Here is a 26,630-nt window from a genome sequence, read left to right as displayed (position 1 = left end):
TTATTCCTTTTGTAGTATCGATTTGGCTATAATTTTAGGTTACTATCACAAAAAAAGCAATAAAACGGGAGCTTCTATGAAATTTTTGCTCATTAACACCAATCAAATCGTCCAAAAGCTTGTAGAAATCACAGCTAAAAAGGCAGGCGTAGAGCTTAAGATTATTACAGAATCAAGCCAATTAAAAGATTTAAAATATGATTATGCTATCGTTGATGATGATTGTCTTTTGCTTGATAAAACTACTTATCTTGAAGCTCTCAAAGACACACGCAAATGCCTTGTTTATAATAAAGGCGCCAAACGTATTGATGGATTTGATGATTATGTGCAAAAGCCTTTTTTGCCTACAACTATCCTTGAGATTATCACCTCACAGTTAAGTTGTAATGTGCATATAGATGATGGTGCTCATAATGTATCTCATCAGGCAAGTGCTGATATTACGCTCAATACTCTTGATGATGATTTAAACAAAATCGATTCGCTTCTTGCAGATTCTGATGATTTGCTTCTGCCAAATGAAGAAAGCCCCGCTGAAGAAACCCTCACAGAATCGCTTGATATACTAGGTAATACTACAAACACTTTAGAAGAAGCAGGCACTGCTGAAAATGAGGGGCTTGATATTGAAAATTTAAGTAATGAGGTATCAAATACCTCATTAGAAGATACAGAACTTGATCTAAGCAGCCTAGATGAGCTTGATAATATAAGCGATGATATAGCATTAGATACAAACCTAGATACAAATGAGGAGACAGAAGCAAAGGAAGAGAGCACAGATGTGCTTGATTTAGAATCTTCTACAATGGAAAATATAGCCCTAGATGAAAGCTTAGATAACTTAGATGAAGAAGCATTAGAAAAAGAAACAGATGCAACAATAGATGAGGAAAAAGTAGAGAAAGATGGAGACGAGAGTTTAGATGATATTGCCTTAGATGTGGAGGATAACCAGAAATTAGAAAAAGTAGAGGATAGTCAATTAGCACCAAACAATGAGCAAAGCGAGGAAACAATGGCAGACATTACAGAATCAAGCCCTGATAATATCGAGGATATGACCGAAATGGCGCAAGATGACACCGCTCAAACAGAATCAAGTGAGAGCCTAGATGAGCTTGATAATATAAGCGATGATATAGCATTAGATACAAACCTAGATACAAATGAGGAGACAGAAGCAAAGGAAGAGAGCACAGATGTGCTTGATTTAGAATCTTCTACAATGGAAAATATAGCCCTAGATGAAAGCTTAGATAACTTAGATGAAGAAGCATTAGAAAAAGAAACAGATGCAACAATAGATGAGGAAAAAGTAGAGAAAGATGGAGACGAGAGTTTAGATGATGTGAGCGCGGATACAGAGGATATGGACATCAATAATATATTAGGACAAACCCAGCCCAATGAAGAACTTTTAGGAGATGGGGATTTCACAAATGACTTGCTCAATGATGTGGAGAGTATTCCGCTTGATGACGTCCTATCAAGTGAATCTACCAATGAACCTGTGCTTGATAAAGAGCAAATCAATGAGGTGAGCCTAGCCCTTAATGCCCTTGATAGCGCTGTGCCAAATAATGAACTAGAGGATTTTAGCTCGCTTAAAGAGCCAGAAGTTGCTTTTGCCTTAGGTGAGGAGCTTGATTTTCCCCAAGAGGAAGACATTGAAGAGCCCATTGGGGAAGAATTCGCAGATTTTGAATCCTCTCTCACAGAAGCCCAAGATGAAGCTATCGCTCCCGCACAGCCTCAAGCTCAATCTAAAGAGGCTGCCTCATCACAAGAATTTGTTAAAAACATTATCACAAATTCTGTCCAAAGTAGCATTTCTAGCCTGCAAGCTGATGATTTCAAATCTATGCTTGATGGACTAGAAGTAACCATCAACATCAGCTTTAAAGATAAAAATAAATGAATAAGGGAGCGGTGCTTATCATATCAGGACCAAGTGGCTGTGGGAAAAGCACCCTCACAAAAGCCCTAATGGAATCTATCCCCGATATATACTTTTCTATCTCCACTACCACCCGCGCTAAACGCGATGGCGAGGTCGATGGAGTGCATTATCACTTTGTGAGTAAAGAGCAGTTTTTAGCAGATATTAAACACAATGTATTTTTAGAATGGGCGGAGGTACATACAAACTTTTATGGTACCTCTTTAAAACCTGTGCAAGAAGCTCTCTCGCGAGATAAAATCGTGCTTTTTGATGTCGATGTGCAAGGACATCAAAGCATTAAAGCACATTTTGGGGACTTTGCTAAATCTATTTTCATTACCACGAAAAACAAGCAGATTCTTAAAAATCGCCTCATAGAGCGAAAAACTGATGATATGCAGATGATAGAATACCGCCTCGAAAAGGCTTATAATGAAATGCGGCATTTGCAACACTTTGATTATGTGCTGATTAATGATGATTTACAGAGCGCCACACAAGCTATTATCGCCATCACTCGCTCACTCAAATATCAGCAGATTGATAGATTTAGCGAGATTATCCACCAATGGCAGAATGAGGCTTAAGCACGATTTATATGCATTTAGCATATACTTGTACTCTTTTGATATAATACTTATATTTCTTATAAAGGAGATTCTATGACACCCCCTAGCATTTGGCAATTACTGATTGTCTTACTTATAGTTGTTTTACTTTTTGGTGCGAAAAAGATTCCCGAACTTGCTAAGGGCTTGGGCAGTGGGATTAAAAACTTTAAAAAAGCCATAAAAGAAGATGAGGAGGAAGCTGCTAATAACGATACAAATACGCAAAATGCTTCCATTAAACAAACTCAAGCAAAAGAAGAAAGTGCAAAAGAGACTACCACAAAGCAAGAGGCTTAATGTATTCACATATTAAATGCATACTTGCTAAGAGCTGTGGAATAGATGATGAGGGTGTTTCTATTGTCTTAGAGAAGCCTAAAAATAAGGATTTAGGGCATTTTGCTACGCCTCTTGCCTTCAGCTTAGCAAAAGTAAAAAAGACAAATCCTCTCCATCTAGCCCAAGACATTGCTCAAGCATTATCGCAAGATGCAGCGTTTGAAAGGGTAGAAGCCCTCAATGGATTTGTGAATCTTACACTCTCTCACGCATTCTTACATCAACAAGCAAAGCTTTATCTCACGCAACCTGTACAGAATCCAGCCTCAAAAGAGCGCATTCTCATTGAATTTGTAAGCGCGAACCCTACAGGACCGCTACATATAGGACACGCACGAGGGGCGGTATATGGGGATTGCCTCACGCGTGTAGGGCGATTTCTAGGCTATGAGATAGATACAGAATATTATATCAATGATGCGGGAGCGCAGATTGATATGCTAGGGCTTTCAATCCTCCTTGCAGCGCAAGAGCATATTTTAGGGCAGGAGGTAAGCTATCCGGAGAGCTATTATAGGGGCGAGTATATCATCGATTTAGCCAAAGAGTGCGAAAAGCACTTTGGAAAGGATATATTTAAAAGTGAAGATTCTATCCCCACATTGGCGGATTTTGGCAAGAATGCGATGCTAGAAGAGATTAAGGCAAATCTTGCATTGCTTGGTATAAGCTTTGATAACTTTGTGAGTGAAAAAGCCCTCTATACGCAATGGCAGGCCACATTAAATAGCCTCAAAGCACATCAGGGCATTTACGAGAGTGAGGGCAAAGTATGGATAGCTTCCTCTCAACTTAGCGATGAGAAAGACCGCGTTTTAGTGCGTGAAAATGGCGAACCGACCTATCTAGCTGGAGATATTATCTACCATAGAGATAAGTTTATGCGGGATTTTACGCATTATATTAATATTTGGGGTGCAGACCATCACGGCTATATTGCACGTGTGAAGGCAGCTATTCACTTTTTAGGTTATGATGAGGGCAAGCTTGAAGTGCTTTTGTCTCAAATGGTGAGTCTTCTCAAAGGCGGAGAACCTTACAAAATGAGTAAGCGCGCGGGTAATTTTATCCTTCTTAAAGATGTGGTAGCAGATATCGGGGCGGACGCTCTGCGCTTTATTTTCCTCTCTAAAAAGCCCGATACACATCTAGAATTTGATGTCAATGACCTAAACAAGCAGGATTCTAGCAATCCTGTGTATTATATCAATTATGCCAATGCGCGAATCCACACGATATTTGAAAAGGCAGGGATTGTAATGGGTGACCTACCCTTAAAAGATAACCTCAACCTCAATGATGATGCAAAGGCGCTTTTGTTTGAAGCCCTTTGTCTCCCTCAAGTGATAGAATCTAGCTTCCGCGATAGAGAGATTCAAAAAATATGCGAATATCTTAAAAGTCTCGCTGCGAGTCTGCACGGATTCTATAATGCGCATAAAATCCTGCAAACTCTACAGCAAGATGATTATCTCTATGTGCTTAAAGTTGTTAGCCATAGCCTCACGTTTGGGCTAAAGCTGCTCGGGATCAGCGCGAAAACAAAAATGTAGCAAATTTTTATGCTGCCCCCTAGCCCCTCCTGCATTATCCCTGCACTAAAAGACGCCTTCCCGCATACGATACCCATTATGCTTGGCTATGTTTTTATGGGTGCTGTGTTTGGAATCTTGCTACAAAAATCCGGCTTTAATGCACTTTGGGCGTTTGCTATGGCGATTGTTATTTATGGTGGCACGACACAATTTATCGCTGTTGGGCTTATGGCAAATGGTGTGGGGCTATGGGAGAGCTTCTTGCTTGTATCAATGATTAATGCACGTCAAATTTTTTACTCTATCAGTATGCTGGAGCGTTTTAAACAAATGGGTAAAAAATCTTACTATATGATTTATTCCTTAACCGATGAGACTTTAGCACTTTTAAATCTTAAGACACCAAAGGTGGGAGTGGATAGGCAATGGTTTGATTTCTTTATCTCGTTTTTGAATCAATGCTATTGGGTGGTGGGCTGCACTCTTTGGGCATTATTGAGTGAATATCTTCACTTTGAACCTAAGGGCTTAGAATTTGTGATGAGTGCGATTTTTGTTGTGATTTTTATCGAGCAATGGCGTAATAAGGCTATGCGCACTCCAGCACTTATTGGTATTATCATAAGCCTTGTGTGTCTATGTATCTTTGGTTCGGGGCATTTCTTGCTTCCTGCGTTGTTAGGAATCTGCATTGTGCTAAGCCTTAGGAGGAAGTCCCTTGTTGCCTGAAATCTATCATTCTATGTTGCTTGTTGCGCTCATTGGGCTAAATACCGCCTTGAGCAGATTCCTGCCATTTTGGATTTTTGCTAAATCTACTCCTGCGTATATTGTCTTTTTAGGCAAAGTGCTGCCAAGTGCGATTATTGCTATGCTGATTGTGTATTGCCTTAAGGATACGGATTTAAGCCAATATCCCTATGGGCTAAATGAGATTGTCGCCGTATGTGTGGTGGTAGGCATACATACTGCTTTTAAGATTCCCGTGCTAAACATTATCTGCGGGACTATTACTTATATGCTTCTTGTGCAAAGTGATATATTAAATCTATTGTGAGGAAAATGTAGAGATTTTGCTCAAATTTATGGTTTTTTGATACTTATTAAGCAAACCATCACTTCAAACGAATGCGGGATTCTCTTGTTTCTTTTTTATAAAGGGCGAGTAGGTAATCTGGCGAAAAGCTTAAATGCGCAAGTATTGGCTAGTGCTAAAATACAAGTTGAAATTAGCTTGGCAATATATACCTCGCTCACCCTTGTAAAAAGCAAAAAACTAAATCCTTAAAGCATATTGCTAGAAAGATTCAAAAACCTCAAAACAGGATAAATTATTATCAAATGGCACTTGAAAAAGGTTTTGTTTAAGCTTGTGTATGCTGGTGGATAAGCACAGATTCTATAAGCGCATCAATATCTCCATCAAGCACACCATTAGTATCACTTGTAGCGTAATTACTGCGTAAATCTTTGACTTGCTGATAGGGGGCAAGGACATAGGAGCGGATTTGATGTCCCCAGCCGATTTCACTTTTATCCGTAGCGCTGCTCCGCGCCATTTTCTGCATTTCTAGCTCATAGAGCTTGGATTTAAGCATTTTAATGGCAGTGGCTTTGTTTTTATGCTGACTTCTATCGTTTTGGCATTGCACGACTATGCCGGTGGGGAAATGCGTGATTCTAATAGCAGATTCTGTTTTGTTTACGTGCTGTCCTCCTGCACCGCTCGCGCGATACGTATCTATGCGAATGTCTTTATCCTCGATGTCAATTTGTATATCATCATCTAGCTCGGGACTTACCTGCACACTTGCAAAGCTCGTATGCCGCTTGGCATTGGCATCAAATGGGGAGATTCTTACCAATCTATGCACGCCATTTTCCGCCTTTGCATAGCCATAGGCATTTTCACCTTTTATAATAAACGCCGCACCCTTGATTCCCGCTTCTTCACCATCTTGCAAATCAAGTAGCTCAACTTTGAATCCTCTCCTTTCACCCCAACGCAAATACATACGATAGAGTATACTCGCCCAATCCTGCGACTCCGTCCCACCTGCACCGGGCTGAATGGTAATAATCGCATTTGAACCATCGTTCTCCCCGCTCAACATCACTTGTATTTCATTTTTTTGTATATGTTCTTGTAGGGCAGAGGCGGATTCAAAAAGTAGCTCTAATGTAGCAGAATCTGCTTCGTTTGTAGCGATTTCATAGAGTTCTTGTGCGTCATCAAGCTCTTGCTTCATTGCGTTAAAACTGCCCAAGATTCTCTCATATTTGCGCTTTTGCTTGGCTGCTTCCGCTGCTTTTTGTGCGTCTTTCCAAAAGCTCTCATCACTTTGCAAAGATTCAATCTTATCTAGCTCTGTTTGCATTGCTTGAGGATTGAGAATCTTTGCGATATTCTCGCATTTTGTGTGTAAAGTCTTTAGCAATTCACCATATTCATAAGAATCCATATCTACCCCTTAAGCTTAAAACCCACACCACAATTGTAGCACATATTGATATATCATAAAAAACCCTTGAAATTATAATCATATATTGAGGAGTTGAACCCTCGCTGTATTATTTGCAAGCATAAAATATTCTCAAAGTTTAATAATTTTTAAGAAAATAAAATTCGCAAAATCACTAAGTAGATTTTTAATAAAATTAGGTATTATGTAGCTTTTTCAACAATGAAGGATAAGGGGTTTTTATGAATCAGCTAACAGGCGCACAAATGGTGATTGAAGCCTTGCATTTAGAGGGCGTTAAAGTCATATTTGGCTATCCCGGTGGTGCCGTTTTACATATTTATGATGAAATCTACAAGCAACAATATTTTAATCATATTTTAGCGCGGCACGAGCAAGGTGCGGTGCATGCAGCCGATGGATATGCACGTAGTAGTGGAGAAGTGGGCGTGGCTATCATTACTTCAGGTCCGGGCTTTACAAACGCTATTACCGGCATCGCTACTGCCTATACAGATTCTATCCCGCTAGTAGTTATTAGCGGACAAGTGCCTATCACGCAAATTGGCACAGACGCATTTCAGGAGATTGACGCAGTGGGGATTTCACGCCCTTGCACGAAGCATAATTTCCTTGTGCGGAATATTACCGAGCTTCCTAGAATCTTGAAAGAAGCCTTTTATATCGCTAAAAGTGGGCGTCAGGGTCCAGTGCTGGTGGATATTCCAAAGGATATTACAGGCACATTAGGAGAATTTACCTATCCAAATAGTATTACATTGCAAAGTTATAAGCCCACGATTAAGGGCAATCCTCGTCAAATCAAAAAGCTTTGTGAAGCCCTTATATGCGCTAAAAAGCCGCTTTTGTATATCGGGGGCGGGGCGATTCTCTCTAATGCGGGTGAAGATGTGCGGGAGTTAGCCCATCGCACAGGGATTCCCTGTGTGGAGACACTCCTTGCTCGTGGGGTGTTAGCGCATAATGATGAGAATCTACTAGGAATGCTAGGAATGCACGGCAGCTATGCGGCGAATATGGCAGTGAGTGAGTGCGACTTGCTCGTGTGCTTGGGCGCGAGGTTTGATGATAGGGTAACAGGTAGATTAAGCGATTTTGCTAAGGGTGCGAAAATCGCGCATATTGATATTGATCCTAGCTCTATTGGCAAGATTGTAAGCGTGGATTTCCCCATAGTTGGGGATTTGAAGCATATATTAGTCGATATGATGATTGAGCTTAGTACATACAATAGTGAGCATATCGCCGAGTGGAAGGCGTATTTGCACACTTTAGCAAAGCAAAATCCGCTCACTTATACGGATAGCACAGATTCTATCAAGCCTCAATGGGTCGTGCAAAAAATCGGCGAAATGCTAGGCGATAAGGCGATAATTACCACTGATGTGGGGCAGCATCAAATGTGGGCGGCGCAATTCTATCCCTTTAGCTTCCCACGTCAATTCCTCACAAGCGGCGGACTTGGCACGATGGGCTATGGGCTACCTGCGGCACTTGGGGCAAAACTCGCCCGTGAGGATAAGCATATTATCAATATTACAGGCGATGGCTCGATTTTAATGAATATCCAAGAGCTAATGACTTGCGTGGAGTATAATATCCCCCTTGTGAGCGTGATTTTGAATAATAATTATTTAGGTATGGTGCGGCAATGGCAGAGCTTCTTTTATGATAATCGCTTCTCCCACGTAGATTTAAGTATGCAGCCTGATTTTATTAAGCTTATAGAATCTTTTGGCGGTGTGGGTTTTAGAGTAGAGTGCAAAGAGGCATTTGAAAATGCTTTAAAACAAGCCCTAGCAGCAAAAAAAGTAGCTTTTATTGAGGTGATAGTAGATAGGCACGAAGATGTGCTGCCTATGGTGCCAACGGGCGGGGCGTTGCACGAGATGATACTTCATAAAAAACAAAAATAGTTCTAAAGGGAGCAAATAATGGAAACAAAGCACAAAGAGCTTAAAAAAAGCATTTGTATTAATGTGATTAATGAGCATAGCGTCTTAGCGCGGATTTCAGGGCTTTTTTCAGCAAGGGGCTATAATATAGAATCTTTGACTACTGCACCTATCCCTAATACTAATCTCTCGCGCATTACAATTGTAACACAAGGTTCAGCCGTGGTGATAGAGCAGATTATTAAGCAGCTTCATAAGCTTATCCCTGTGGTGAGTGTGGTTTCAAACGATGATTTGCTTGAGAAAGAAGCCGTGTTAGTAAAGATTCCTTTAAGTGAGCGTTTAGCAGATATAGAAGTGCTATGCAAGGCGTATAATGGCAAAATTGTTAATGCTAATGAAAAATACATCATCGTTATTGCCACAGACAAGCCCAATGCCATTAGCCAATTTATTGCTGCGATAAAAACTTTCAACCCTAAAGAGATTATCCGCAGTGGCGTGATTGCGATGGAAAAATAATAAACGATAGAATCTAAGGAACATTTATGAGGGTAAAATTAGGTGTGAATATCGACCATATCGCTACTTTGCGCGAGGCAAGGGCAATTTATGAGCCAGATGTGCTGGAGGCAGTATTTGTGGCAAAAAATGCCGGGGCGAACCAAATCACCTTACATTTGCGCGAGGACAGGCGGCATATTCACGATAGCGATGTGAAGCGCATTGTCCAATCAAGCCCCCTGCCTGTCAATATAGAATCCGCCCTTGATGAGAAAATTATCGATTATCTTTGTGCCTTAAAGCCACATCGCATTACGCTTGTGCCGGAAAAAAGAGAGGAGATTACCACAGAGGGCGGCTTAGATATAGAAGCACATTATAATAGCATACGCGAGAGTATAAAAGCCTTTGAATCTGTAGGGATTGCAAGTGCCCTTTTTATCGACCCAAAAAAAGAATCTATTTTTTTAGCGCGTGAGCTAGGGGCAAATGCCGTAGAGCTACACACGGGCAGATATGCTAATCTGCACCTTATGGCTTATAGCAATCTCGCTCACACACATCATTGTATCGCAGATATAAATCTCCCTAGAAATGAGCTGTTTAATGAAATTCGCATTAGCCTAGAGAATATCGCTCATTGTGCGATTCTAGCGACTTCTAGCGCGGAGGTGCGCACTATGGATTGCTTTGCTGGACACGGATTAAACTATCAAAATGTTGGGGCTATTACGGCTATTCCGCATATCAGTGAGCTTAATATCGGGCATAGCATTATCGCAAGGGCAGTATTTGTAGGGCTCGAACGTGCCATCATACAGATGAGAGAAGCAATGTGTCAAAAATAGCCATTAGCATTGGTGATGTCAATGGCATAGGGCTTGAAATTGCCCTAAAAGCACATCAATATATTGCACAATGGTGTGAGCCGCTCTATTGTGTGCATAGAGATGTGTTAGAATCTGCAGGAGTACTTTTAAAATGCCCTGTATCTTTGGATATGGCTTGTGTGGGAGATTTTACATATCATTTAGAACATCTGATTGAGCCAAGTTGCATAAGCGCACAAAGCGGAAAATATAGCTATGAGAGCTTTATGCAGGGTGTGAAACTTGCTCAAAGTGGAGAGTGCGAGGCTTTAGTAACGCTCCCTATCCATAAAAAAGCGTGGCAAAAGGCAGGAATAACATATATCGGGCATACACACGCGCTTTCATCATATTTTCAAACGCAAGGCATTATGATGTTAGGCTGTCCATCGCTCTTTGTCGCACTTTTTACCGACCATATTGCCTTAAATGAAGTCAGTCAATGTGTGAATAAGGAGAGTGTGAAAGAGTTTTTATTACGTTTTGCTAGGGCAGTGAAACTGAGTGAAACTTGCTGTGTGCTGGGGCTTAATCCGCATTGTGGCGACGAGGGCGTGATGGGTAATGAGGATAGTTTCATTACTCTAGCCGTGCAGGAGGCAAATGCGGAGCTAGGCAAGGAGATATTTTTTGGTGCATATCCTGCCGATAGTGCTTTTTCGCCTTTAAATCGCGCTAGATTCCGCTATTTTGTGAGTATGTATCACGATGTGGGATTAGCTCCCCTAAAGGCACTTTATTTTGAGGAGAGCATTAATGTGAGTTTAAATCTCCCTATTTTACGCACTTCAGTAGATCACGGCGTGGCGTATGATAAGGCGTATAAGCAAGATTCTAAAGTGAGCTTACAAAGCTATCTTAACGCAGTCAAATATGCTTTAGATAGGGCTTAAATGGAGTTTGCTATGCCTTTATTCTTACTTTATGCTTATCCACCCTCGCAAATTCTATAAGGCATTTAGCTTAGATAATCCTAAGGGCATAGTCTAATATTCATAATTCCCACGATAAGAGATTTGTTTATAGCAATTTGTGCTTGTGTAAAAAGCTATGAATAATTTTATAGTAAAATGCGGAAAGTTTCGTAACTCACTCTCTAAAAAGGAAATCTTATGTGTGGAATCGTAGGCTATATTGGCAATAATGAAAAAAAGCAAATCCTTCTTAATGGTTTAAAGGAGTTAGAATATCGTGGCTATGATAGTGCGGGGATTGCCGTGCTAAGCCAAGATGAACTATATACTTTTCGTGCTGTGGGGAAAATCGAAGCTTTAGAATCAAAATGTAAAGATTTTAGCTCTAGCAATTTTGGCGTGGCTATTGGGCATACGCGCTGGGCGACACACGGCAAACCTACTGAAGCTAACGCCCACCCACATATCGCTGCCTTTAGCAATGTCGTGCATAATGGAATCATTGAAAACTACCAAGAAATCAAACAAGATTTAGAATCTAAGGGGCATTGCTTCCTTTCTCAAACTGATACAGAAGTTATCGTGCATTTGTTCGAAGAGCAGCTTAAAGATACGGCTGATTGCCTTAAAGCTTTTGAGGCGAGTATTGCCAAGCTTAAGGGGGCGTTTGCGATTTTGCTTATTACTAAAAAAGCCCCTGATTGTATTTTCTATGCGAAAAATGGCTCACCTCTTATCATTGGTAAAAGCGCGACACATACAGAGGAAATTTATTTTGTAAGCTCTGATGCACCTTTGATTGGGCTTGTGGATAAGGTCGTGTATTTAGAAGATGGTGATATGGGTGTGATGAAAATGGGTGCATTTAGCTCACTTAAAGGGGCTAAAAAGCTGGAAGGCACGAAGTCTTATGCACAAAAAGAGGGCTATCGCTACTTTATGGAAAAAGAGATTTATGAACAGCATAAAGTCCTGCTTGAAACGATGATGGGGCGCGTAAGTGAGGGGGATATAATCCTTGATGAGATAGAACCTCACTTTTTTGATGATATTACAAGCATTAGCATTTGTGCGTGTGGGACAAGCTACCACGCGGGATTAGGCGCAAAGTATCTCTTTGAGCGATTGGCAAAAATCAAAACAAATGTGCTTATTGCAAGTGAGTTTCGCTACGCACAGCCGGTAATGAATAAAAATGAGCTTTTTATTGTGATTTCTCAAAGTGGAGAGACGGCTGATACGCTAGAGGCTCTCAAACTTGCTAAGAAAAATGGCTTAAAAAGCCTTGCTATTTGCAATGTCGATAATAGCTCTATTGTGAGGGAATCTCATATTTCTTTGCTCACACGTGCTGGGATTGAAAAGGGCGTGGCAAGCACAAAAGCCTTCGCCACGCAAATAATGTTGCTGTGGATTCTAAGCGTGTATATAGGTAAGCTCCGTGGGCATATCGCGCCCGATAGCTTAAAATCGCATATTACCCAAATGATAAATGCAGCAAAAATCACAGAGGTAGATTCTCATATACACGAACATATCAAACGCTTATCTAAGCGATATTTGCACGGACACGGATTTTTCTTTATTGGACGCGATATTTTCTATCCTCTTGCGTTAGAGGGGGCATTGAAGCTTAAAGAGATTAGCTATCTCCACGCAGAGGGCTATCCTAGTGGAGAAATGAAGCACGGACCTATTGCCTTAGCTGATGCAGAGCTTTTCACCCTCGCGCTTATGCCTAGACACCTACTTTTTGATAAGATTAAGAGCAATGTAGAGGAGCTAAGTGCGCGTGATGCAACTATTTGTGCGGTGAGTAGTGAGGCAATTAAGGGTGTTGATGATATGATTTTGATTCCACATACGCAAAGCTATATGGAGGAATTTTTTGTAATGATGGTGGCATTGCAACTCTTTGCGCTAGAAATTGCCGTGCGTTTAGGCAATGATGTGGATATGCCTCGCAATTTAGCTAAAAGTGTCACGGTAGAATAGCCTTTGATTTTTGCGCTTATAGCCTTGCATAAGAGTATTGCGCCACAATTTTAGCTAAGCCATCGTAAATAAAACTTTGCTACAATATCCTCTTACAATCCCACATTAAAGTTTGCTTAAATGAAACCACTTCCCATAAGTGTAACAATCCTTGTCAAAAACGCTGAATATACGCTCAAAGAGTGCTTAGAATCTCTGCAAGGCTTTGATGATATAATCCTCCTTGATAATGGCAGCACGGATAGGACGCTTGAGATTGCAAAAGCATTTAGTAATGTGCAGATTCATCAAAGCGAGTTTATCGGCTTTGGGGCATTGAAAAACCTAGCTATAAGCTATGCTAAGCATAGTTGGATACTTAGCATTGATAGCGATGAAGTGCTAGAATCCCACACTTTTGAGATTATAGAATCAATGCAAGATTCTATGCAGGAGCATTGTATCTACGCCTTGCCACGTAAGAATCTTTACAATGGCGAGTGGATTAAGGCGTGTGGGTGGTATCCAGACTATGTGTGGCGGCTCTTTCACAAAGGATTCACAGCCTTTAATGACAATATTGTACATGAAAGCGTGATAATCCCTCAAAACGCGCAAAAAGTGCATTTGCAAAGTGGCATAAAGCACTATGCGTATCATAATATCGCGCATTTACTTGATAAATTACAGCGATACTCTAGTCTTTGGGCGGAGCAAAATATACATAAAAAATCAAGCCCATTAAAAGCCCTTATTCACGGCTTTTGGACATTCTTTCGTAATTATTTTTTCAACAAGGGTATATTGTATGGCTATAAGGGCTTTGTGATTAGTGTCTGCAATGGTTTGGGGAGTTTTTTCAAATATATGAAGCTCTATGAATTGCAACAAGATACGCCCCCCCCCCAATTATGCTCGCTTATCGTCACCACTTATAACGCTAAAGAAGCCCTCAAAATTGTCTTAGATTCTATCAAACATCTTGTCTACTTGCCTACTGAAGTGCTTATCGCCGATGATGGCAGCACTGAGGATACAAAAGCCCTTATAGAATCCTATCAAACCCATTTCCCCTGCCCTCTAAGGCATATTTGGCACGCAGATAAAGGCTTCCGCCTAAGTGCAATCCGCAATCGCGCTATAAATGCCGCACGTGGCGAGTATATCATTATCCTAGATGGCGATATGATAGTTAATCCTCATTTTGTAAAAGACCATTTACGCTATGCTAAAAGAGGTGTGTTTTTGCAAGGCTCTCGCGTGATTTTAGATGAGAAAACCACACAGGAGATTCTCACAAATAAGGCGGAGAATGCCTTTGAGAATGCCTTTAGATATGGGGGATTTAAGGCAAAACGCTCTGCTTTGCTCTCTCAAATGGTATTTGCCACTTCGCGCATTAGAGCTTGCTTTTTTGATACAAAAGACTTTATTAAGGGCATTCGCGGGTGTAATATGAGCTTTTATAAGAGTGATTGTGTGGCGATAAATGGCTTTAATGAGGCGTTTGAGGGCTGGGGGAGGGAAGATTCCGAATTTGTGGCGAGATTTTTATTTAATGGTGGGGAATTGCGGCGGCTCAAATTTGCTGGTATCGTCTATCATCTCTATCACCCTGAAAGCACCCGCACAATGCTAGAATCTAATCACAATATCTATCTTAAAACTATCGCGGCAAAAAGTCGCTTTTGCACTTTAGGGCTTAAAAAAGATTAAAAGCCTATAAGCATTCACAAAGGCGCACAAAACTTATAGGGCGCTACCCTTGCAAAAGCCCCTCTAGCTGCTTAATGCTCCTAGCCACATCAAAAGATTGAGAATGTGCCAATGCTTGAGCGGCAAACTTCTCCCTTGTATCCTTTGCATTATACATCGCTTCCATTACTTGGGCTAGGGCATAGGCATTTTTACTCTCAAAGAACATTCCGCACTCGCCTAGATTCTCATTATACAAAATCTCCTTGCTCGTGGGAATATCACTTGCGATGATGGGCTTACCTAGCACACAGGATTCTGCTAAAACTAACCCATAGCCCTCAAAATATGAAGCAAGCACCATCACATCACATATTTTCATAAAGGGATAAGGATTGCTATGGAAGCCTAGAAAGCGCACATTGCTGACATTTTGAGCCGCTAATATAGAATCTAATTCTTTTTTGTATCGCTCACCCTCACCAAGCAGCCATATCTCGTAGTTATAGCCCTTGTCTTGCAGGATTTTATTCGCCTCTAAAAGTGTGATAAGCCCCTTTTGGTATGTGAGTCTCCCTACTTGCATAAAGACAAAGTTATCCTTTTGAATATCGTGCGCGAGAGATTTTTGCATAATGCCATCTTTATCAATGGGATTATAAATCACCTCGATATGCTTATGTGAAAGCTGAGGATAAAGCTTAAGGAGGGAATCTTTGACATAATTGCTCACACAAATAATGCTATCAAGCCTGAGATATGCCTCAAGCTCGGCTTTATCGCGTTTGCCCTCTCTCATTTCATTTAGGGCAATGTGAATATAGCCTATCTTTTTGCCGCCTTGCTTTTGAGAAATATATATCGTGCTGATACCCTCCAAAAAGCCGATATTGACATCATATTGTTCTTTGATGAAATAATTAATTAATGTAGGATTGCGTAGCACACGTCTTTTCCAAAATTTATTTAAGAATCGCACTTTGCCAAAAATATGGGGAAATGTAAAAACTTTGTGGAGATGTTCCTCACACCAATGCAGATACGTATCTTGCTTTTTCTTTTCAATTAAGAATAAATCTATATCGCTTTTAGGGTTTATATCCCCCCCCCCATTTGACTTTCTCTTAGCCAATAGGATAGAAAGTCTATAAGCACTCTCTCTGCTCCGCCCCCGCCAATGCCTAGATTACAAATGAGTATTTTCATACCTGCGCTCCTTAAGATAAAATAAAGCCACATCATAAAATATCAATATTTAAAAAAAGATTATGCTAAGCAAAAGGCTTCAATCTTTTATGCCTCAAAGCTTTTGGGGTGTTTCTTTTGACTTATTGATTTTGCGTTTTTAGCGTTTGTAATAAGGGAGTGAAATTGATAGGTTTTGCTTGATATTTAGTATCTCAAAAGATATTTTTATCTTAATACTTTTAGATTCTTTATTTATTGCAAAAAGATGAAATCCTGTAAGGACAAAAAAGGTTTCCCTCTCCCTAGCCCAAAAAAGAATAAAGCCTCCGCTTTTTACCTTTACAGGATTACATCTTTTTGCAATCAGGGAGAGAGCCTCACCCTATCCACACTTGCAACATCGGCGGAGGTGAGAGGTATATCCTCGAAACTGCCCTCTTTTTTCCAGATGTTTTGCATCACGATAGCTAAGCGAGAAAGCGGATAGAAATCAACTTATAAAACCCATATTTTGAGCTCATTACATAACCTTAAAGCCCTGCTATTGTCTGCATAGCCCTTGTTCTATATAGCTTTGCTGGGATTTTAAATCCTTATCATAATCTTTGACATTGTCTTTTGCTCCCACTTTACGCGCTCTTTTGTTTAAAAATGTCTTATTGCTACTTATTATGCTCCTTTGAGGCTCATAGCCTTTCAATGTGATACCTGCTATATCAAGCAATGTGTGGATCAAATCATCGCTCATATAGCGTTGATTCTGTGCTTTTTGCAGTCTTTTATATAATGCTGGGTGCTTTTGTATAAAGGTATCGCTCACATAGATGATAAAGGGAATTTCCACCATAAAACGAGAGATTTTAGAATCACTATGCCCGATAAAATTTCTAAAATCATACACTTCCTCGCCGTGATCGCTAAAATATAGCACAAGGCTATCACTCGTAGCAAATCGCTTAATGATTTCACTTAAGATAAAATCGCCATAAAGCGTGGCATTATCATAGTGCATATTCTCCTCTATGCTGCCACCACTGATAGAATCTCCGCTATTATGCTGCGTGCAAAGCATATCCTGCTGGGTGAAATGCGCAAACTCAAGCGGATAGCGATTATAATATTTTGCGTGATTGCCCATCAAATGCAGGGCATAAAAATGCTGCTTAGAGTCTGCATAGGCTGGCTGCTTCAAGCTCTCATCAAGCAATTCTAAAATGCTCTCATCAAACTTAGTCGTGCTCATTTTGTCATTGATATTCACAAATTCCACTTCATTGGCGCGTTTAAGGATACTTGCTGCAGCATTACCAAAGAGAGATACGGGCTCTTGATTAGAAATACTAAAAGTATGATAGCCTCCTAGTTTGAAAGCATCGATGATATTAAGAGATTCATACCAAGGTTTTATTGTCTGCTTTGCTTTTGTGTTTGTAGTAGGGATTCCTTGTGAATCTTGATTAGCTAGGGTAAGGGAGAGGGAGAGGGATTCGTGAGTTTGAGCGTGAGGGGAGATAACATCATTAAAAATAAGGAGATTCTTAGGATTATTTGTTTTTAGAGTATTTAATAATGGTGTAGTAGGCAATGGATAACCATAAAGGCTAAGTTTGTTTCTTTGGGTGGATTCTCCTATGACGAGCACGATATTTTCTATATGATTTTTTGCTTTTTTGACTTGGAGTTGTGCAGAGAGGGATTCAAACTTGGCATTGAGGGTTTTGTATTCCTCCATAAAGGTATAGGTGCTATGCAGGGCGCGGTAAATCTGTCTGGTGTAGTTATAGAGCATATCGTGCCAATCTTCATTGAGTGGCTTTGTGTGTGTAAGTGCCATACTAAGGAGGATTCCAATGCTTACAATAAGCCATATAAGAATGCCCTTTATCCTCCTACGCGTTTGTTGAATAGGCTTAATACACCGCCATAGCACAGCACACACAAGAGTGAAACACACATACAGCACACATAGCCCTACACTCACATAGTTATGGAGAAATTCCGCGCTCTCCTGCGGATTAGTTTCTAATGCGACAATGACAAGATAGGAATTGAGATTAGTATCAAATGTATAGAGTAAAAATACATCAATAATAAAGCACACAAGGCTTATGCTAAATATAATCCAAGCTATTGTTTTGCCAAGAGAATGCGGAAGCAAAGAGAGAATCCAAAAGATGCAAAAATAGCTCACACAAAGTAATAACTCGCGATAAAAAAACGAGCTAAACCAGTATAAATCCCAATGTTTGGTATAGACATAATATTGCGAGCCAAGCAAAATAATGGTATTAAGTAGGATTAAAATAATGCAGATTCTTAAAAGTGTGAGATTATCTAAAAGCTTCATTAGAGTCTCCAAATAATGATTTTATTTCCATAGCACAAATAAGGCAAAGCGATTAAGATAGATTGTAGCCAAACAAACAAAAAGGCGAGTTAATTAATCAATATAAAAGAGCTTTTAGATATAAATGAGGCTATACTAATCGCTTTTTAAATTTAAGGCGGTGTTTTACCCGGATAAATCCTAAAAACTAAATCTGTTTTGTATATGTGAAAGATAAAGGCTGATGTTTTGCCAAGATAATAACACTCACATAATCTGCTGGAATATTATCACGTGTGTTCATTCCCATTAGCACATTTGCATTTTCATCAACTGATAAATGCACCATTTCCATTGCGTCATTAAGTGTATTCATCGGGCAATCAGAGTGCGTTTCAAAGCTTATTAACACACCTTTAGCCCCTTGCATAATACATTTACTAGATTCTATTGCCATACGCATTGCCTCAATGGCTGCGTTATCACCCGTGCCCTCACCAAAGCCAAAAAGTGTCGCACCTTGCCCGTCATCTAGCACAGCTTTTACATCACTCCCATCTACATTTACATCACCCTCATTTTGAGAGCTAAAAATATGTCCTAACCTCTCGTATATCTTAGCATTTTTCTCTCTTGCAACAGATTGTAAAAAATAACTAAAATTTTAGCATTCTGCCCTTAGCATATCCTTGTAAAGATATACATTTGATAATTGAGATCTACACAATTACTTTGATGAGTTTCTAAAGAGTGGCTTTATATGTTTGATTTTGCTTGTGATTGATGTGCGGCTTATTTTGCATTGGGTGATTGTAGGTAGATATAAGAAAGGTAGTGTGCTAAGAGATTTTATATCTTTTCGATAATGTGACTAAGCTCTAGTGTTTTTGCTTGTAGCCAAGAAGCGTTTTTTCGAGGGTTTCAAGGGATTTAGGGGAGATGTATTCAAGAAGTTCGATAATATGATTATATTTATTATAAAGTGGATTACGCGCATAGATTTTGCGTAAGATCCTTAGAGAATCTGCGTTGCTAAAAAGCTCCTGCTCACTTACATTTAAGGCTTCAGCGATGAAGGGTATCATATCTGCTTTGAGTTCAATATTGCCATTAAGATAGGCATAAATGCTAGAAATCGTAGGTGTCTCACCTGTTTTACTCGCACGCACACCTAAATCAATGAAGCGATTAGCAAGCTCTTTTTTTCTAAGATTTTGCTCTTTAAGTAATTCATTAATTCTGTCTATGACTTTCATTGCACTCTCTATTGCAGGTTTGAAATATTTGAGATTCTAAATCGACGTATTTATGGAGTAAAAAGAGCGAGTATATACCAATGCCTATGATTTGCTTTTCCCTAATACACATACTTTGACACCTTACGTGTGGAATAAGATGCATAACAAGATGCTATTAGATAGGGTAGATTGCATATTAGCACAAGTAGATTCCATCACACTTGCTGAAGATGTGCTAAAAAGCTTTGTAGTGCTTGGCTTGTGTGAGAGGGCAGTGGGTATCCCACAAAGATTCTATGTATATTGTGCTAATGTGGCTTCAAGCACAGGCGAAAGATGGCGCATATTTACGTTGTATGTGTGCTTCGCTTAGAGTGTGGTTTCGCCCTGAAAGTCTTGTGAAGAGATACTGCTCTATATATGTAGTGTAGGGAGGATAAAGAGATAGATTCTAGGATTTATTTTTTTAGGCGTTTTTTAGAGGCTTGTAATGGTGTCTTTAGCACCAAAATATCATCTCCATATGATTCCATAAGCCAACCACTAAATGTATGGTATCCGTGTCTATTAAGGATAAGATCGGTGATATTAAGTTCTGTAAGAGCCTTAGGCTCATTGATTTTATTAGGAATGTTTTGTGTGATGTGTTCTAGGAGAAATTTTTCTTTTCTCTCTTTAAAGAGCACTGTAAGCATAGGAAGCCGCTTTGGATTATCCTTGTCAAAAAGATGAGTTTCTGGAGGAAGAGATAGCTCTTTTATATGTGGGTTAAATGGTGTATGGAGATAAAGCTGCACTAAGGTGTGGTTGGTGTTTTTAAACTTTGCATTGCTTGCGTTATTGAAATTGAGTTGTATTGAGGGTTTATTGCCAATAAGCCTTTTGGAATCATTTTTATATAAAATTGTGAATTGATCAATAGATGGTGTTATATTTGTATGATAGCCCCAATCCCTTGTATAAGCGATACTGATTAACGTAAAGAGTATAAAAGATAAAAGCCTTGGACACATTATTAATCCTTTTGCTCTATATTGCTGTATAAATTGTAGCAATTAAAACCTGAGAATATAATATTATGTATTGATATGAAGATATTAATTACATTATATTTTTCTTTTTAGGCATAAAATGAGTTGGTAGAGATATGTTCAAATGCTTGAATTTTGCGCATTGTAAGGTATGCAGTAAGTGGTGATAGAGAGTAGGGAGTTATCTTCATAAAGGTGGCAAAATGTTTTTGGGATAATGCAAGATAATGTTAATCTTTAGAGTATTTATGCTTGATTACTGAAGTGCGGAGGTAAGCCTCATATTAATAAAGGCTTAAGGGAAGTTTTGTAGTTTAATTTTGTGTGCTTTTGGCTTTTTTGGCAAGCGTTTCTTCTGGTGTTGTAGGTTTAGCCCTGATTGTGGGTGTGCTAGGTTTTGACTTTTTGTCTTTTGTTGTACTTTCTTTGGCAGCTTTTTGTGCCTTTTTTTCTGCACGTTTGGCTTTTTTGCGCTCTTCAAGCTGTTTTTGAATCTCTTTTGTAGGATCAAGATGGGTGGATTGATATTGAGAATATGTCCATACAATGCTAGGATCAGGCAAAAGGCATACACTTGTTTGGTCTTTGCCCTCATAGTCAATTTTGCTTAGAATATCACGTGCGACATTAAGACGAGCGCGTTTTTTGTCATTGGTATTAACAATCGTCCAAGGGCAAACGTGCGTATGTGTGCGCGCAAACATCTTCTCAAACGCTTCTGTGTATTGCTCCCATAAATCTAAAGATTTGCTATCAATAGGGCTAAGTTTCCACATTCTAAGCGGGTCAGTTTTGCGGCGCAAAATTCTACGTTTTTGCTCTTCTCTCCCCACATCAAGGAAGTATTTAAAGATAATCATTCCGCTTGAAATAAGCATTTGCTCAAGATTTGATACCTGTGTAATAAATTCTTTGTATTGCTCCTGGGTGCAAAAGCCCATTACTTTTTCTACACCTGCGCGGTTATACCAGCTTCTATCATAAAAGACAATTTCCCCACCACTAGGTAAGGTGCTGATATAACGTTTAAAATACCACTCTGTTTTTTCTGCCTCTGTGGGCTTAGGCAGAGCAACAATTCTGCAGCTCCGCGGATTCATACGGCTTGTTAGGGCTTTTATCGTGCCGCCTTTACCAGCTGCATCTCGCCCTTCCATAATAATGGCAACTTTTTGATTAGTAGCTTTTACCCAATTTTGCAACTTTAAGAGTTCAATTTGTAACTTTGTGAGCTCGTGGATATAAAAATCCTCTTTCATACACCCATTTTTACGCTTATAGACATCTTTTATGTTCGCCTCATTTTCAGGTCTAATGACAATCTGCTTTTCTTGCTTTCCCATAATCCACCTCCTTTATGATGTTTTGAATATTTATTTTAAGATGAGATAGTGTAGTATTTTTTATAAAAAAAATGAAGCAAAAAGTAAGATTTACTCTCAAGGAGTTACCAAATGAAGCCAAAAGATAGCGATTTTACCATACAAATATGCCTAAAGGCGGCACTAGCAGAGGAATCTCTATATCTTTTATGCGCCAAAGGATATAAGATTGGTATCGCAGAGAGCTGCACAGGAGGACTTTTAAGCTATCATTTTACCGCACTTAGTGGGGCATCAAATGTGCTTGATGGGGCGATCATAAGCTATGCGAATACAATCAAATCTTCTTGGCTTGGTGTGAACCAAGAAGATTTGCAAATATATGGAGCAGTAAGTGAGCCTGTAGTGCGAGCGATGTGTGCGGGGATTCTTACACAAAGTGGAGCAGATGTAGCATTGGCTACAAGCGGTATTGCTGGTCCAAGTGGAGGAAGTGCGCAAAAACCTGTGGGTTGTGTATTTATCGGTGCACAGATAAAGGGCAGTGAGGCTGTGGTAATGCGCTATCAATTTGATGGCGATAGATACGCAGTGCAATCTCAGAGCTGTACAAAAGCGCTTGAGATGTTAATAGCATTGCTTAAGGCTTGACAAAAAAGAGCAAACTCACTATAATTGCACTCTTTTTTTGTCAAGTTTTCACATTACTATTTTTTGTTTGTAAAAGTTAGATAAGGCAAAACAAATATGACCCGTTAGCTCAGTTGGTAGAGCAATTCCCTTTTAAGGAATGGGCCGTTGGTTCGAATCCAACACGGGTCACCACGATAAATAAAAGTGGCTCCTTCATCTAACGGTTAGGATACCACCCTTTCACGGTGGCTACAGGGGTTCGAATCCCCTAGGGGTCACCACTTTTGTTTTGATGCTTTCTGTTCTCTTTATACTAATGGTCGCTTAGCTCAGTTGGTAGAGCGCCACCCTTACAAGGTGGATGTCACAAGTTCGAGCCTTGTAGCGACCACCACTATTGTGATAATCCGCTTAAACAATATCGCGGGTTGTAGATTCTATAATTGTGGAGCGGTAGTTCAGCCGGTTAGAATACCTGCCTGTCACGCAGGGGGTCGCGGGTTCGAGCCCCGTCCGCTCCGCCACCCCATAAACAAATGTATCAAGCCCTAGCACCTTTATAAAATTTCCTTATATGGATTTAAAATATTCTCCCAAAAAGGCTTTCAGTTTCTATGGGTTTTGCTTTACCCATTAAGTAAACTCAACACTCGATTCTTTTGTTTCTTTTTTAAGGAGGGGAATAAGAGGTAGGATAAGCTACACTTGCACATTTAAGCCCCTCCAGTTATAGAAACAAAGACATAATAGGCTAGAGATTCTATTACCTCTAAAACAATTAGTTTGAAACTAATTGTGCGTTATTTTGTTAGGGTGGGGTAAGGGGGGGGGGGAGTGTATCTAGCAATACAAAGGCTGCATTGCTAGTAGAGATTGTTTAGAGCTTAGACTCATAGCGGCGAAGCATATAAAGCCTTTTAAGCATTTTTTTCTTCGCGTTAATCTTTTGCTTTTTGCGCTTTTCTGTTTTTGATTCAAAAAATCTACGGGCACGCACTTCTGTTACTACTAAATTGCGGTCAGTCTGTTTTTTGAACTTTCTGTAAGCTTCTTCAAAAGTTTCGCTTTCTCTTACTTTGATACCGGGCATAATTTCACCTGCTTTCTTTAAATAATGTAGGGCGGTATTTTACTTAGAATTTTGTTTAAAAAACCTTAAAAGATACGTTTTTGATTTGACTTTAAAATCTTATGTGAAGCTGTATTGCTCATAAGAGATTTAGAATCTCATAATTTTGTAAAAATAATAATACAGATACACTAATAATTTTTTATATCTATTTAATAATTTTTATCTATAATTTTAAGCACAAAAATTTTATTTTTGCAGCCCAAAACAACATTTAAAGGATTTTAAGATGAAAGTTACACTACTTAAGTTGCTTATGGCATCTTCTTTGATGCTCGTATCTGTTCCGGCATTGTATGCCAAGACATTAATTGAAGAAGCAAAAAGTGCAGGATTAGCACCCTTGCCAAAGAATCAAAAAGAAATAGATAAATTTCTTAAAGAAAATAATGTTAAATCAAGTGCCTTTAGTGAAGCAAAAGCAGAGCTTGGAAAAAAACTCTATTTTGATCCACGACTTTCAAAAAGTGGTCTTATCTCTTGTAATACTTGCCATAATCTAGGATTAGGTGGTGCTGATGGGATTGCCGCTGCTGTAGGGCATAAATGGAGTCCAAATCATCAGCATTTAAATTCCCCAACTGTATATAACTCTGTATTTAATACGATACAATTTTGGGATGGGCGCGCAGGAAATTTGATTGAACAAGCCAAAGGTCCTATTGAAAATGAAGTAGAAATGGCAACACCAGCAAATCTTGCGGTCAAGAAGATTGCTTCATTACCTGAATATGTGAATGCGTTTAAAAAGACTTATGGAAAAGTAAGTTTTGAAAATATTGCTGATGCGATTGCTAACTTTGAGCGCACATTGATTACGCCTTCTCCTTTTGATAAGTTTTTAGAGGGTGATGAGAAGGCTTTAAGTAAGGAGGCGCAAGCAGGATTGAAGCTTTTTATTGATAAGGGTTGCACCGCTTGCCATACTGGAGTGAATCTTGGCGGCTCAATGCAGCCTTTTGAAGTGGCAGCAAAATATAAATTTGCGAAACTTGGAGGTTTTAAAGGAGATCAAAATGGTATGGTAAAAGCACCTACTCTAAGGAATGTAGCTGAAACTGCTCCATATTTCCACAATGGTGCGATTTGGTCGCTTAAAGATGCAATTAAGGAAATGGGAAGTATCCAGCTTGGCATTGCTATCACCGATCAAGAAGCCAAAAGTATTGAAGCATTCCTACACTCACTCACAGGTAAAAAACCTGAAGTGGTTTACCCCCAACTTCCTGCATCAAATGAGCAAACACCAAAGCCTGAACTTTACTAAAAAGCATAGCCCGCAAGGGCTGCCTACTTCAATTTATTCACATAATCACAAGCAAATTGATTTTCTAGCTTACACGCCCGATGGTAAAAATCCTTTGCCTTTGATAAATCCATCTGCACACTTAAACCTTGTTGATAGATTTCTGCACTCATTACACATGCATATAATCTTTGCTCATCGCAAGCTTTAGAATCTAGCTCTAATGCTTTATGGTTAAAAACTTGTGCCTTTGATAAGTCTTTTTTGGTATTTATTCCATAAAAATAATATGAGCCGAGCATAAAACACGCATTTTCCATATCACGCTCACACATAATGTCTAAATACTCTAAGCCTTTTTGCACATCTTTTGGCACACCTCGCCCATCAATAAGAGCCACCGCCTGTATAGCACACCATTCTATTGCGCCCTCTCTACACGCTTCTATACTATTTTCATAGCCTAATTGATAATATCGTTGTGATTGTTTAAGTTCGTTTTGAGCATTTTTACTATTTTGAGATTTAATTTCATAATAGTTGCCTAGATATAAACACGCTCCGGGGTGCTTCTTATCACAAGCATTTTTAAGGAACTTACTTGCCTCATCGCCATTTTTTACCCACATTACCACGCCTTGATAAAATTCAGCATCAGCACTACGTATCTGCTCGAGCAATGGACTTTCTTGCATTTCTTTTTCCTCTGTCCAAACATTTGTCGCCACCATAAGCATTAAAAGGCAGCATTGAAAAATACTTTTCATTAACTTGTCCTTTTGTTGAGATGGATAAGTTGGGGGAAATCCTGCGATACCATTTGATGATGTGAAAAAAACTGCTCAATCTCAGCCCTTATCACATCTACATCACTCAGGCTATTGACAAGATGGCGAAACTCACTTGCGCCCTCGTGTCCCTTAGCATACGCGTGAAGATTCTTACGAAACATAATCGCCCCACGTTCCCCATAGAATTGTATCATTTTTTCAAAATGCTCCAAAACAAGCTCTTTTTTGACAATGGGGGGAATCTCCTGCGTGCTATGCTTAATCTGCCAAAATATCCAAGGCGTAGTAAGCGCGGCTCTACCTATCATCACACCATTTGCGCCTGTGTGGGCAAGCACCTCTTGTGCTTTTTGTGCGCTATCAATCTCACCATTAGCTATCACAGGCATAGGCACATTTTGCTTAATATGCGCGATAGCATCATAATCAATCCGCTCTTTTTTATACCCATCTGCTCGTGTGCGTCCGTGTATCACTACAAAATCAGCGGATATATCTTTGAGCGCTTGGGCAATTTCATTGGGAATCTTTTTATCAAAGCCTAGCCGCAGTTTAAGGCTTGTGTAGGGCGTTTTAGCACTCTCTTTGATAAGATTTGCTATTTTTACAAGCAAGTTTAAATTCTTAAGCAATCCGCTTCCATTGCCGTGATTGGCTACTTTTGGAGCGGGACAGCCACAATTTAAGTCAATAATATCAATGCCACTTTGAGTATTGAGAATCTCCACTGCTTTTTTTACAACCTCTATTTTTGAGCCAGAAATCTGCACGCTATAAGGCTGCTCCTCTGCAGATTTTTCAATCATTTTAAGAGTTCTTGCATTACTATACACAAGGGCGTGAGAGCTTATCATCTCACTTACCGTAATATCCACGCCAAAGCCTTTAATCACACTGCGGAAAGGTAAATCCGTGTATCCTGCAAGAGGGGCTAACATCAAAAGATTCTTAAACTCTAT

At 39.6% G+C, this 26,630-nt stretch carries 26 protein-coding genes and 4 tRNA genes; 19 read left to right on the top strand and 11 right to left on the bottom strand.

Annotated features, from left to right (window positions below):
* Nucleotides 1-76 precede the first annotated feature (76 nt).
* The 6 genes from QZ289_RS02440 to QZ289_RS02415 all read left to right on the top strand — a co-directional run bounded on the left by QZ289_RS02440 (nucleotide 77) and on the right by QZ289_RS02415 (nucleotide 5,490).
* Nucleotides 77-1,924: a hypothetical protein gene (locus QZ289_RS02440; RefSeq protein WP_295698805.1), complete on the top strand. Its 1,848-nt coding sequence runs from the start codon at nucleotides 77-79 to the stop codon at nucleotides 1,922-1,924.
* Nucleotides 1,921-2,535, top strand: coding sequence for a guanylate kinase (gene gmk, locus QZ289_RS02435; RefSeq protein ID WP_295698803.1), 615 nt, complete (start codon nucleotides 1,921-1,923; stop codon nucleotides 2,533-2,535). The genes QZ289_RS02440 and gmk overlap by 4 nt, the downstream gene beginning before the upstream one ends.
* A gap of 75 nt (nucleotides 2,536-2,610) precedes the next feature.
* The gene (locus QZ289_RS02430; protein ID WP_295698801.1) at nucleotides 2,611-2,856 is read left to right on the top strand and encodes a twin-arginine translocase TatA/TatE family subunit; all 246 of its coding nucleotides are present in this window, start codon (nucleotides 2,611-2,613) and stop codon (nucleotides 2,854-2,856) included.
* On the top strand, nucleotides 2,856-4,451 hold the full coding sequence (argS, locus tag QZ289_RS02425) for an arginine--tRNA ligase (protein ID WP_295698799.1): 1,596 nt from the start codon (nucleotides 2,856-2,858) through the stop codon (nucleotides 4,449-4,451). Before QZ289_RS02430 ends, argS begins: the two co-directional genes overlap by 1 nt.
* A gap of 9 nt (nucleotides 4,452-4,460) precedes the next feature.
* The gene (locus QZ289_RS02420; protein WP_295698798.1) at nucleotides 4,461-5,162 is read left to right on the top strand and encodes an AzlC family ABC transporter permease; all 702 of its coding nucleotides are present in this window, start codon (nucleotides 4,461-4,463) and stop codon (nucleotides 5,160-5,162) included.
* On the top strand, nucleotides 5,155-5,490 hold the full coding sequence (locus QZ289_RS02415; RefSeq protein ID WP_295698796.1) for a branched-chain amino acid transporter permease: 336 nt from the start codon (nucleotides 5,155-5,157) through the stop codon (nucleotides 5,488-5,490). The genes QZ289_RS02420 and QZ289_RS02415 overlap by 8 nt, the downstream gene beginning before the upstream one ends.
* A gap of 307 nt (nucleotides 5,491-5,797) precedes the next feature.
* Here QZ289_RS02415 and prfB read toward each other — a convergent pair whose 3' ends face one another.
* Nucleotides 5,798-6,895 carry a peptide chain release factor 2 gene (prfB, locus tag QZ289_RS02410; RefSeq protein ID WP_295698794.1) on the bottom strand — a complete coding sequence of 366 codons (1,098 nt, stop codon included), beginning with the start codon at nucleotides 6,893-6,895 and terminating at the stop codon, nucleotides 5,798-5,800.
* Between the two features lie 242 nt (nucleotides 6,896-7,137).
* On the opposite strand from prfB, the gene QZ289_RS02405 reads away from it, so the two are divergent.
* The 6 genes from QZ289_RS02405 (at nucleotide 7,138) to QZ289_RS02380 (ending at nucleotide 14,788) form a co-directional block, all read left to right on the top strand.
* The gene (locus QZ289_RS02405) at nucleotides 7,138-8,832 is read left to right on the top strand and encodes an acetolactate synthase large subunit (protein WP_295698792.1); all 1,695 of its coding nucleotides are present in this window, start codon (nucleotides 7,138-7,140) and stop codon (nucleotides 8,830-8,832) included.
* A gap of 18 nt (nucleotides 8,833-8,850) precedes the next feature.
* Entirely contained in the window at nucleotides 8,851-9,333 is a 483-nt protein-coding gene (gene ilvN, locus QZ289_RS02400; RefSeq protein ID WP_295698791.1) for an acetolactate synthase small subunit, read from the top strand.
* A gap of 26 nt (nucleotides 9,334-9,359) precedes the next feature.
* Entirely contained in the window at nucleotides 9,360-10,163 is an 804-nt protein-coding gene (locus QZ289_RS02395; protein WP_295698788.1) for a pyridoxine 5'-phosphate synthase, read from the top strand.
* On the top strand, nucleotides 10,151-11,077 hold the full coding sequence (gene pdxA / locus QZ289_RS02390) for a 4-hydroxythreonine-4-phosphate dehydrogenase (RefSeq protein ID WP_295698787.1): 927 nt from the start codon (nucleotides 10,151-10,153) through the stop codon (nucleotides 11,075-11,077). The genes QZ289_RS02395 and pdxA overlap by 13 nt, the downstream gene beginning before the upstream one ends.
* 219 nt (nucleotides 11,078-11,296) lie before the next feature.
* Nucleotides 11,297-13,093 carry a glutamine--fructose-6-phosphate transaminase (isomerizing) gene (gene glmS, locus QZ289_RS02385; protein ID WP_295698786.1) on the top strand — a complete coding sequence of 599 codons (1,797 nt, stop codon included), beginning with the start codon at nucleotides 11,297-11,299 and terminating at the stop codon, nucleotides 13,091-13,093.
* Between the two features lie 120 nt (nucleotides 13,094-13,213).
* A complete protein-coding gene (locus QZ289_RS02380; protein WP_295698784.1) occupies nucleotides 13,214-14,788 on the top strand; it encodes a glycosyltransferase in 1,575 nt (524 codons plus the stop codon).
* A gap of 43 nt (nucleotides 14,789-14,831) precedes the next feature.
* Here the strand turns inward: QZ289_RS02380 and QZ289_RS02375 are convergent, their stop codons facing one another.
* From QZ289_RS02375 to QZ289_RS02355, 5 genes are all read right to left on the bottom strand, one after another.
* A complete protein-coding gene (locus tag QZ289_RS02375; protein WP_295698782.1) occupies nucleotides 14,832-15,899 on the bottom strand; it encodes a glycosyltransferase in 1,068 nt (355 codons plus the stop codon).
* A 597-nt stretch (nucleotides 15,900-16,496) separates the two neighbouring features.
* Nucleotides 16,497-18,302 carry a phosphoethanolamine transferase gene (locus QZ289_RS02370; protein WP_295698780.1) on the bottom strand — a complete coding sequence of 602 codons (1,806 nt, stop codon included), beginning with the start codon at nucleotides 18,300-18,302 and terminating at the stop codon, nucleotides 16,497-16,499.
* A 187-nt stretch (nucleotides 18,303-18,489) separates the two neighbouring features.
* Nucleotides 18,490-18,819 (bottom strand): hypothetical protein, encoded by a 330-nt coding sequence (locus tag QZ289_RS02365; protein WP_295698778.1) that lies wholly within the window; start codon nucleotides 18,817-18,819, stop codon nucleotides 18,490-18,492.
* Nucleotides 18,820-19,159: 340 nt separating this feature from the next.
* Nucleotides 19,160-19,537, bottom strand: a complete 378-nt coding sequence (locus tag QZ289_RS02360) for a helix-turn-helix transcriptional regulator (RefSeq protein ID WP_295698776.1) — start codon at nucleotides 19,535-19,537, stop codon at nucleotides 19,160-19,162.
* Nucleotides 19,515-19,649, bottom strand: a complete 135-nt coding sequence (locus QZ289_RS02355; RefSeq protein ID WP_295698774.1) for a hypothetical protein — start codon at nucleotides 19,647-19,649, stop codon at nucleotides 19,515-19,517. Before QZ289_RS02355 ends, QZ289_RS02360 begins: the two co-directional genes overlap by 23 nt.
* A 27-nt stretch (nucleotides 19,650-19,676) precedes the next feature.
* On the opposite strand from QZ289_RS02355, the gene QZ289_RS02350 reads away from it, so the two are divergent.
* Nucleotides 19,677-19,892 (top strand): hypothetical protein, encoded by a 216-nt coding sequence (locus tag QZ289_RS02350; RefSeq protein ID WP_295698773.1) that lies wholly within the window; start codon nucleotides 19,677-19,679, stop codon nucleotides 19,890-19,892.
* 85 nt (nucleotides 19,893-19,977) lie between these two features.
* Here QZ289_RS02350 and QZ289_RS02345 read toward each other — a convergent pair whose 3' ends face one another.
* Entirely contained in the window at nucleotides 19,978-20,532 is a 555-nt protein-coding gene (locus QZ289_RS02345) for a hypothetical protein (RefSeq protein ID WP_295698771.1), read from the bottom strand.
* Between the two features lie 332 nt (nucleotides 20,533-20,864).
* Nucleotides 20,865-21,893, bottom strand: a complete 1,029-nt coding sequence (ppk2, locus tag QZ289_RS02340; RefSeq protein WP_295698769.1) for a polyphosphate kinase 2 — start codon at nucleotides 21,891-21,893, stop codon at nucleotides 20,865-20,867.
* 111 nt (nucleotides 21,894-22,004) lie between these two features.
* On the opposite strand from ppk2, the gene QZ289_RS02335 reads away from it, so the two are divergent.
* From QZ289_RS02335 to QZ289_RS02315, 5 genes are all read left to right on the top strand, one after another.
* A complete protein-coding gene (locus QZ289_RS02335) occupies nucleotides 22,005-22,523 on the top strand; it encodes a CinA family protein (RefSeq protein ID WP_295698767.1) in 519 nt (172 codons plus the stop codon).
* A 98-nt stretch (nucleotides 22,524-22,621) separates the two neighbouring features.
* Nucleotides 22,622-22,697: transfer RNA gene (locus QZ289_RS02330), tRNA-Lys, on the top strand.
* A 14-nt stretch (nucleotides 22,698-22,711) separates the two neighbouring features.
* Nucleotides 22,712-22,786 (top strand) — tRNA-Glu (locus QZ289_RS02325).
* A gap of 37 nt (nucleotides 22,787-22,823) precedes the next feature.
* Nucleotides 22,824-22,899 (top strand) — tRNA-Val (locus tag QZ289_RS02320).
* A 53-nt stretch (nucleotides 22,900-22,952) separates the two neighbouring features.
* Nucleotides 22,953-23,029: transfer RNA gene (locus tag QZ289_RS02315), tRNA-Asp, on the top strand.
* 353 nt (nucleotides 23,030-23,382) lie between these two features.
* Here the strand turns inward: QZ289_RS02315 and rpsU are convergent.
* Nucleotides 23,383-23,595 (bottom strand): 30S ribosomal protein S21, encoded by a 213-nt coding sequence (rpsU, locus tag QZ289_RS02310; protein WP_295698765.1) that lies wholly within the window; start codon nucleotides 23,593-23,595, stop codon nucleotides 23,383-23,385.
* 268 nt (nucleotides 23,596-23,863) lie between these two features.
* On the opposite strand from rpsU, the gene QZ289_RS02305 reads away from it, so the two are divergent.
* A complete protein-coding gene (locus QZ289_RS02305) occupies nucleotides 23,864-24,901 on the top strand; it encodes a cytochrome-c peroxidase (RefSeq protein ID WP_295698763.1) in 1,038 nt (345 codons plus the stop codon).
* Nucleotides 24,902-24,924: 23 nt separating this feature from the next.
* Here the strand turns inward: QZ289_RS02305 and QZ289_RS02300 are convergent, their stop codons facing one another.
* Both QZ289_RS02300 and QZ289_RS02295 read right to left on the bottom strand, forming a co-directional pair.
* Nucleotides 24,925-25,647 carry a tetratricopeptide repeat protein gene (locus tag QZ289_RS02300; protein ID WP_295698761.1) on the bottom strand — a complete coding sequence of 241 codons (723 nt, stop codon included), beginning with the start codon at nucleotides 25,645-25,647 and terminating at the stop codon, nucleotides 24,925-24,927.
* Nucleotides 25,647-26,630 (bottom strand): tRNA-dihydrouridine synthase, encoded by a 984-nt coding sequence (locus QZ289_RS02295; protein ID WP_295698958.1) that lies wholly within the window; start codon nucleotides 26,628-26,630, stop codon nucleotides 25,647-25,649. Before QZ289_RS02295 ends, QZ289_RS02300 begins: the two co-directional genes overlap by 1 nt.

The organism is uncultured Helicobacter sp. (assembly GCF_910577135.1).
GTDB lineage: Bacteria > Campylobacterota > Campylobacteria > Campylobacterales > Helicobacteraceae > Helicobacter_C > Helicobacter_C mastomyrinus.
Note: the sequence above shows the minus strand (reverse complement) of the source record. Positions and strands in the feature narration are given on the sequence as shown.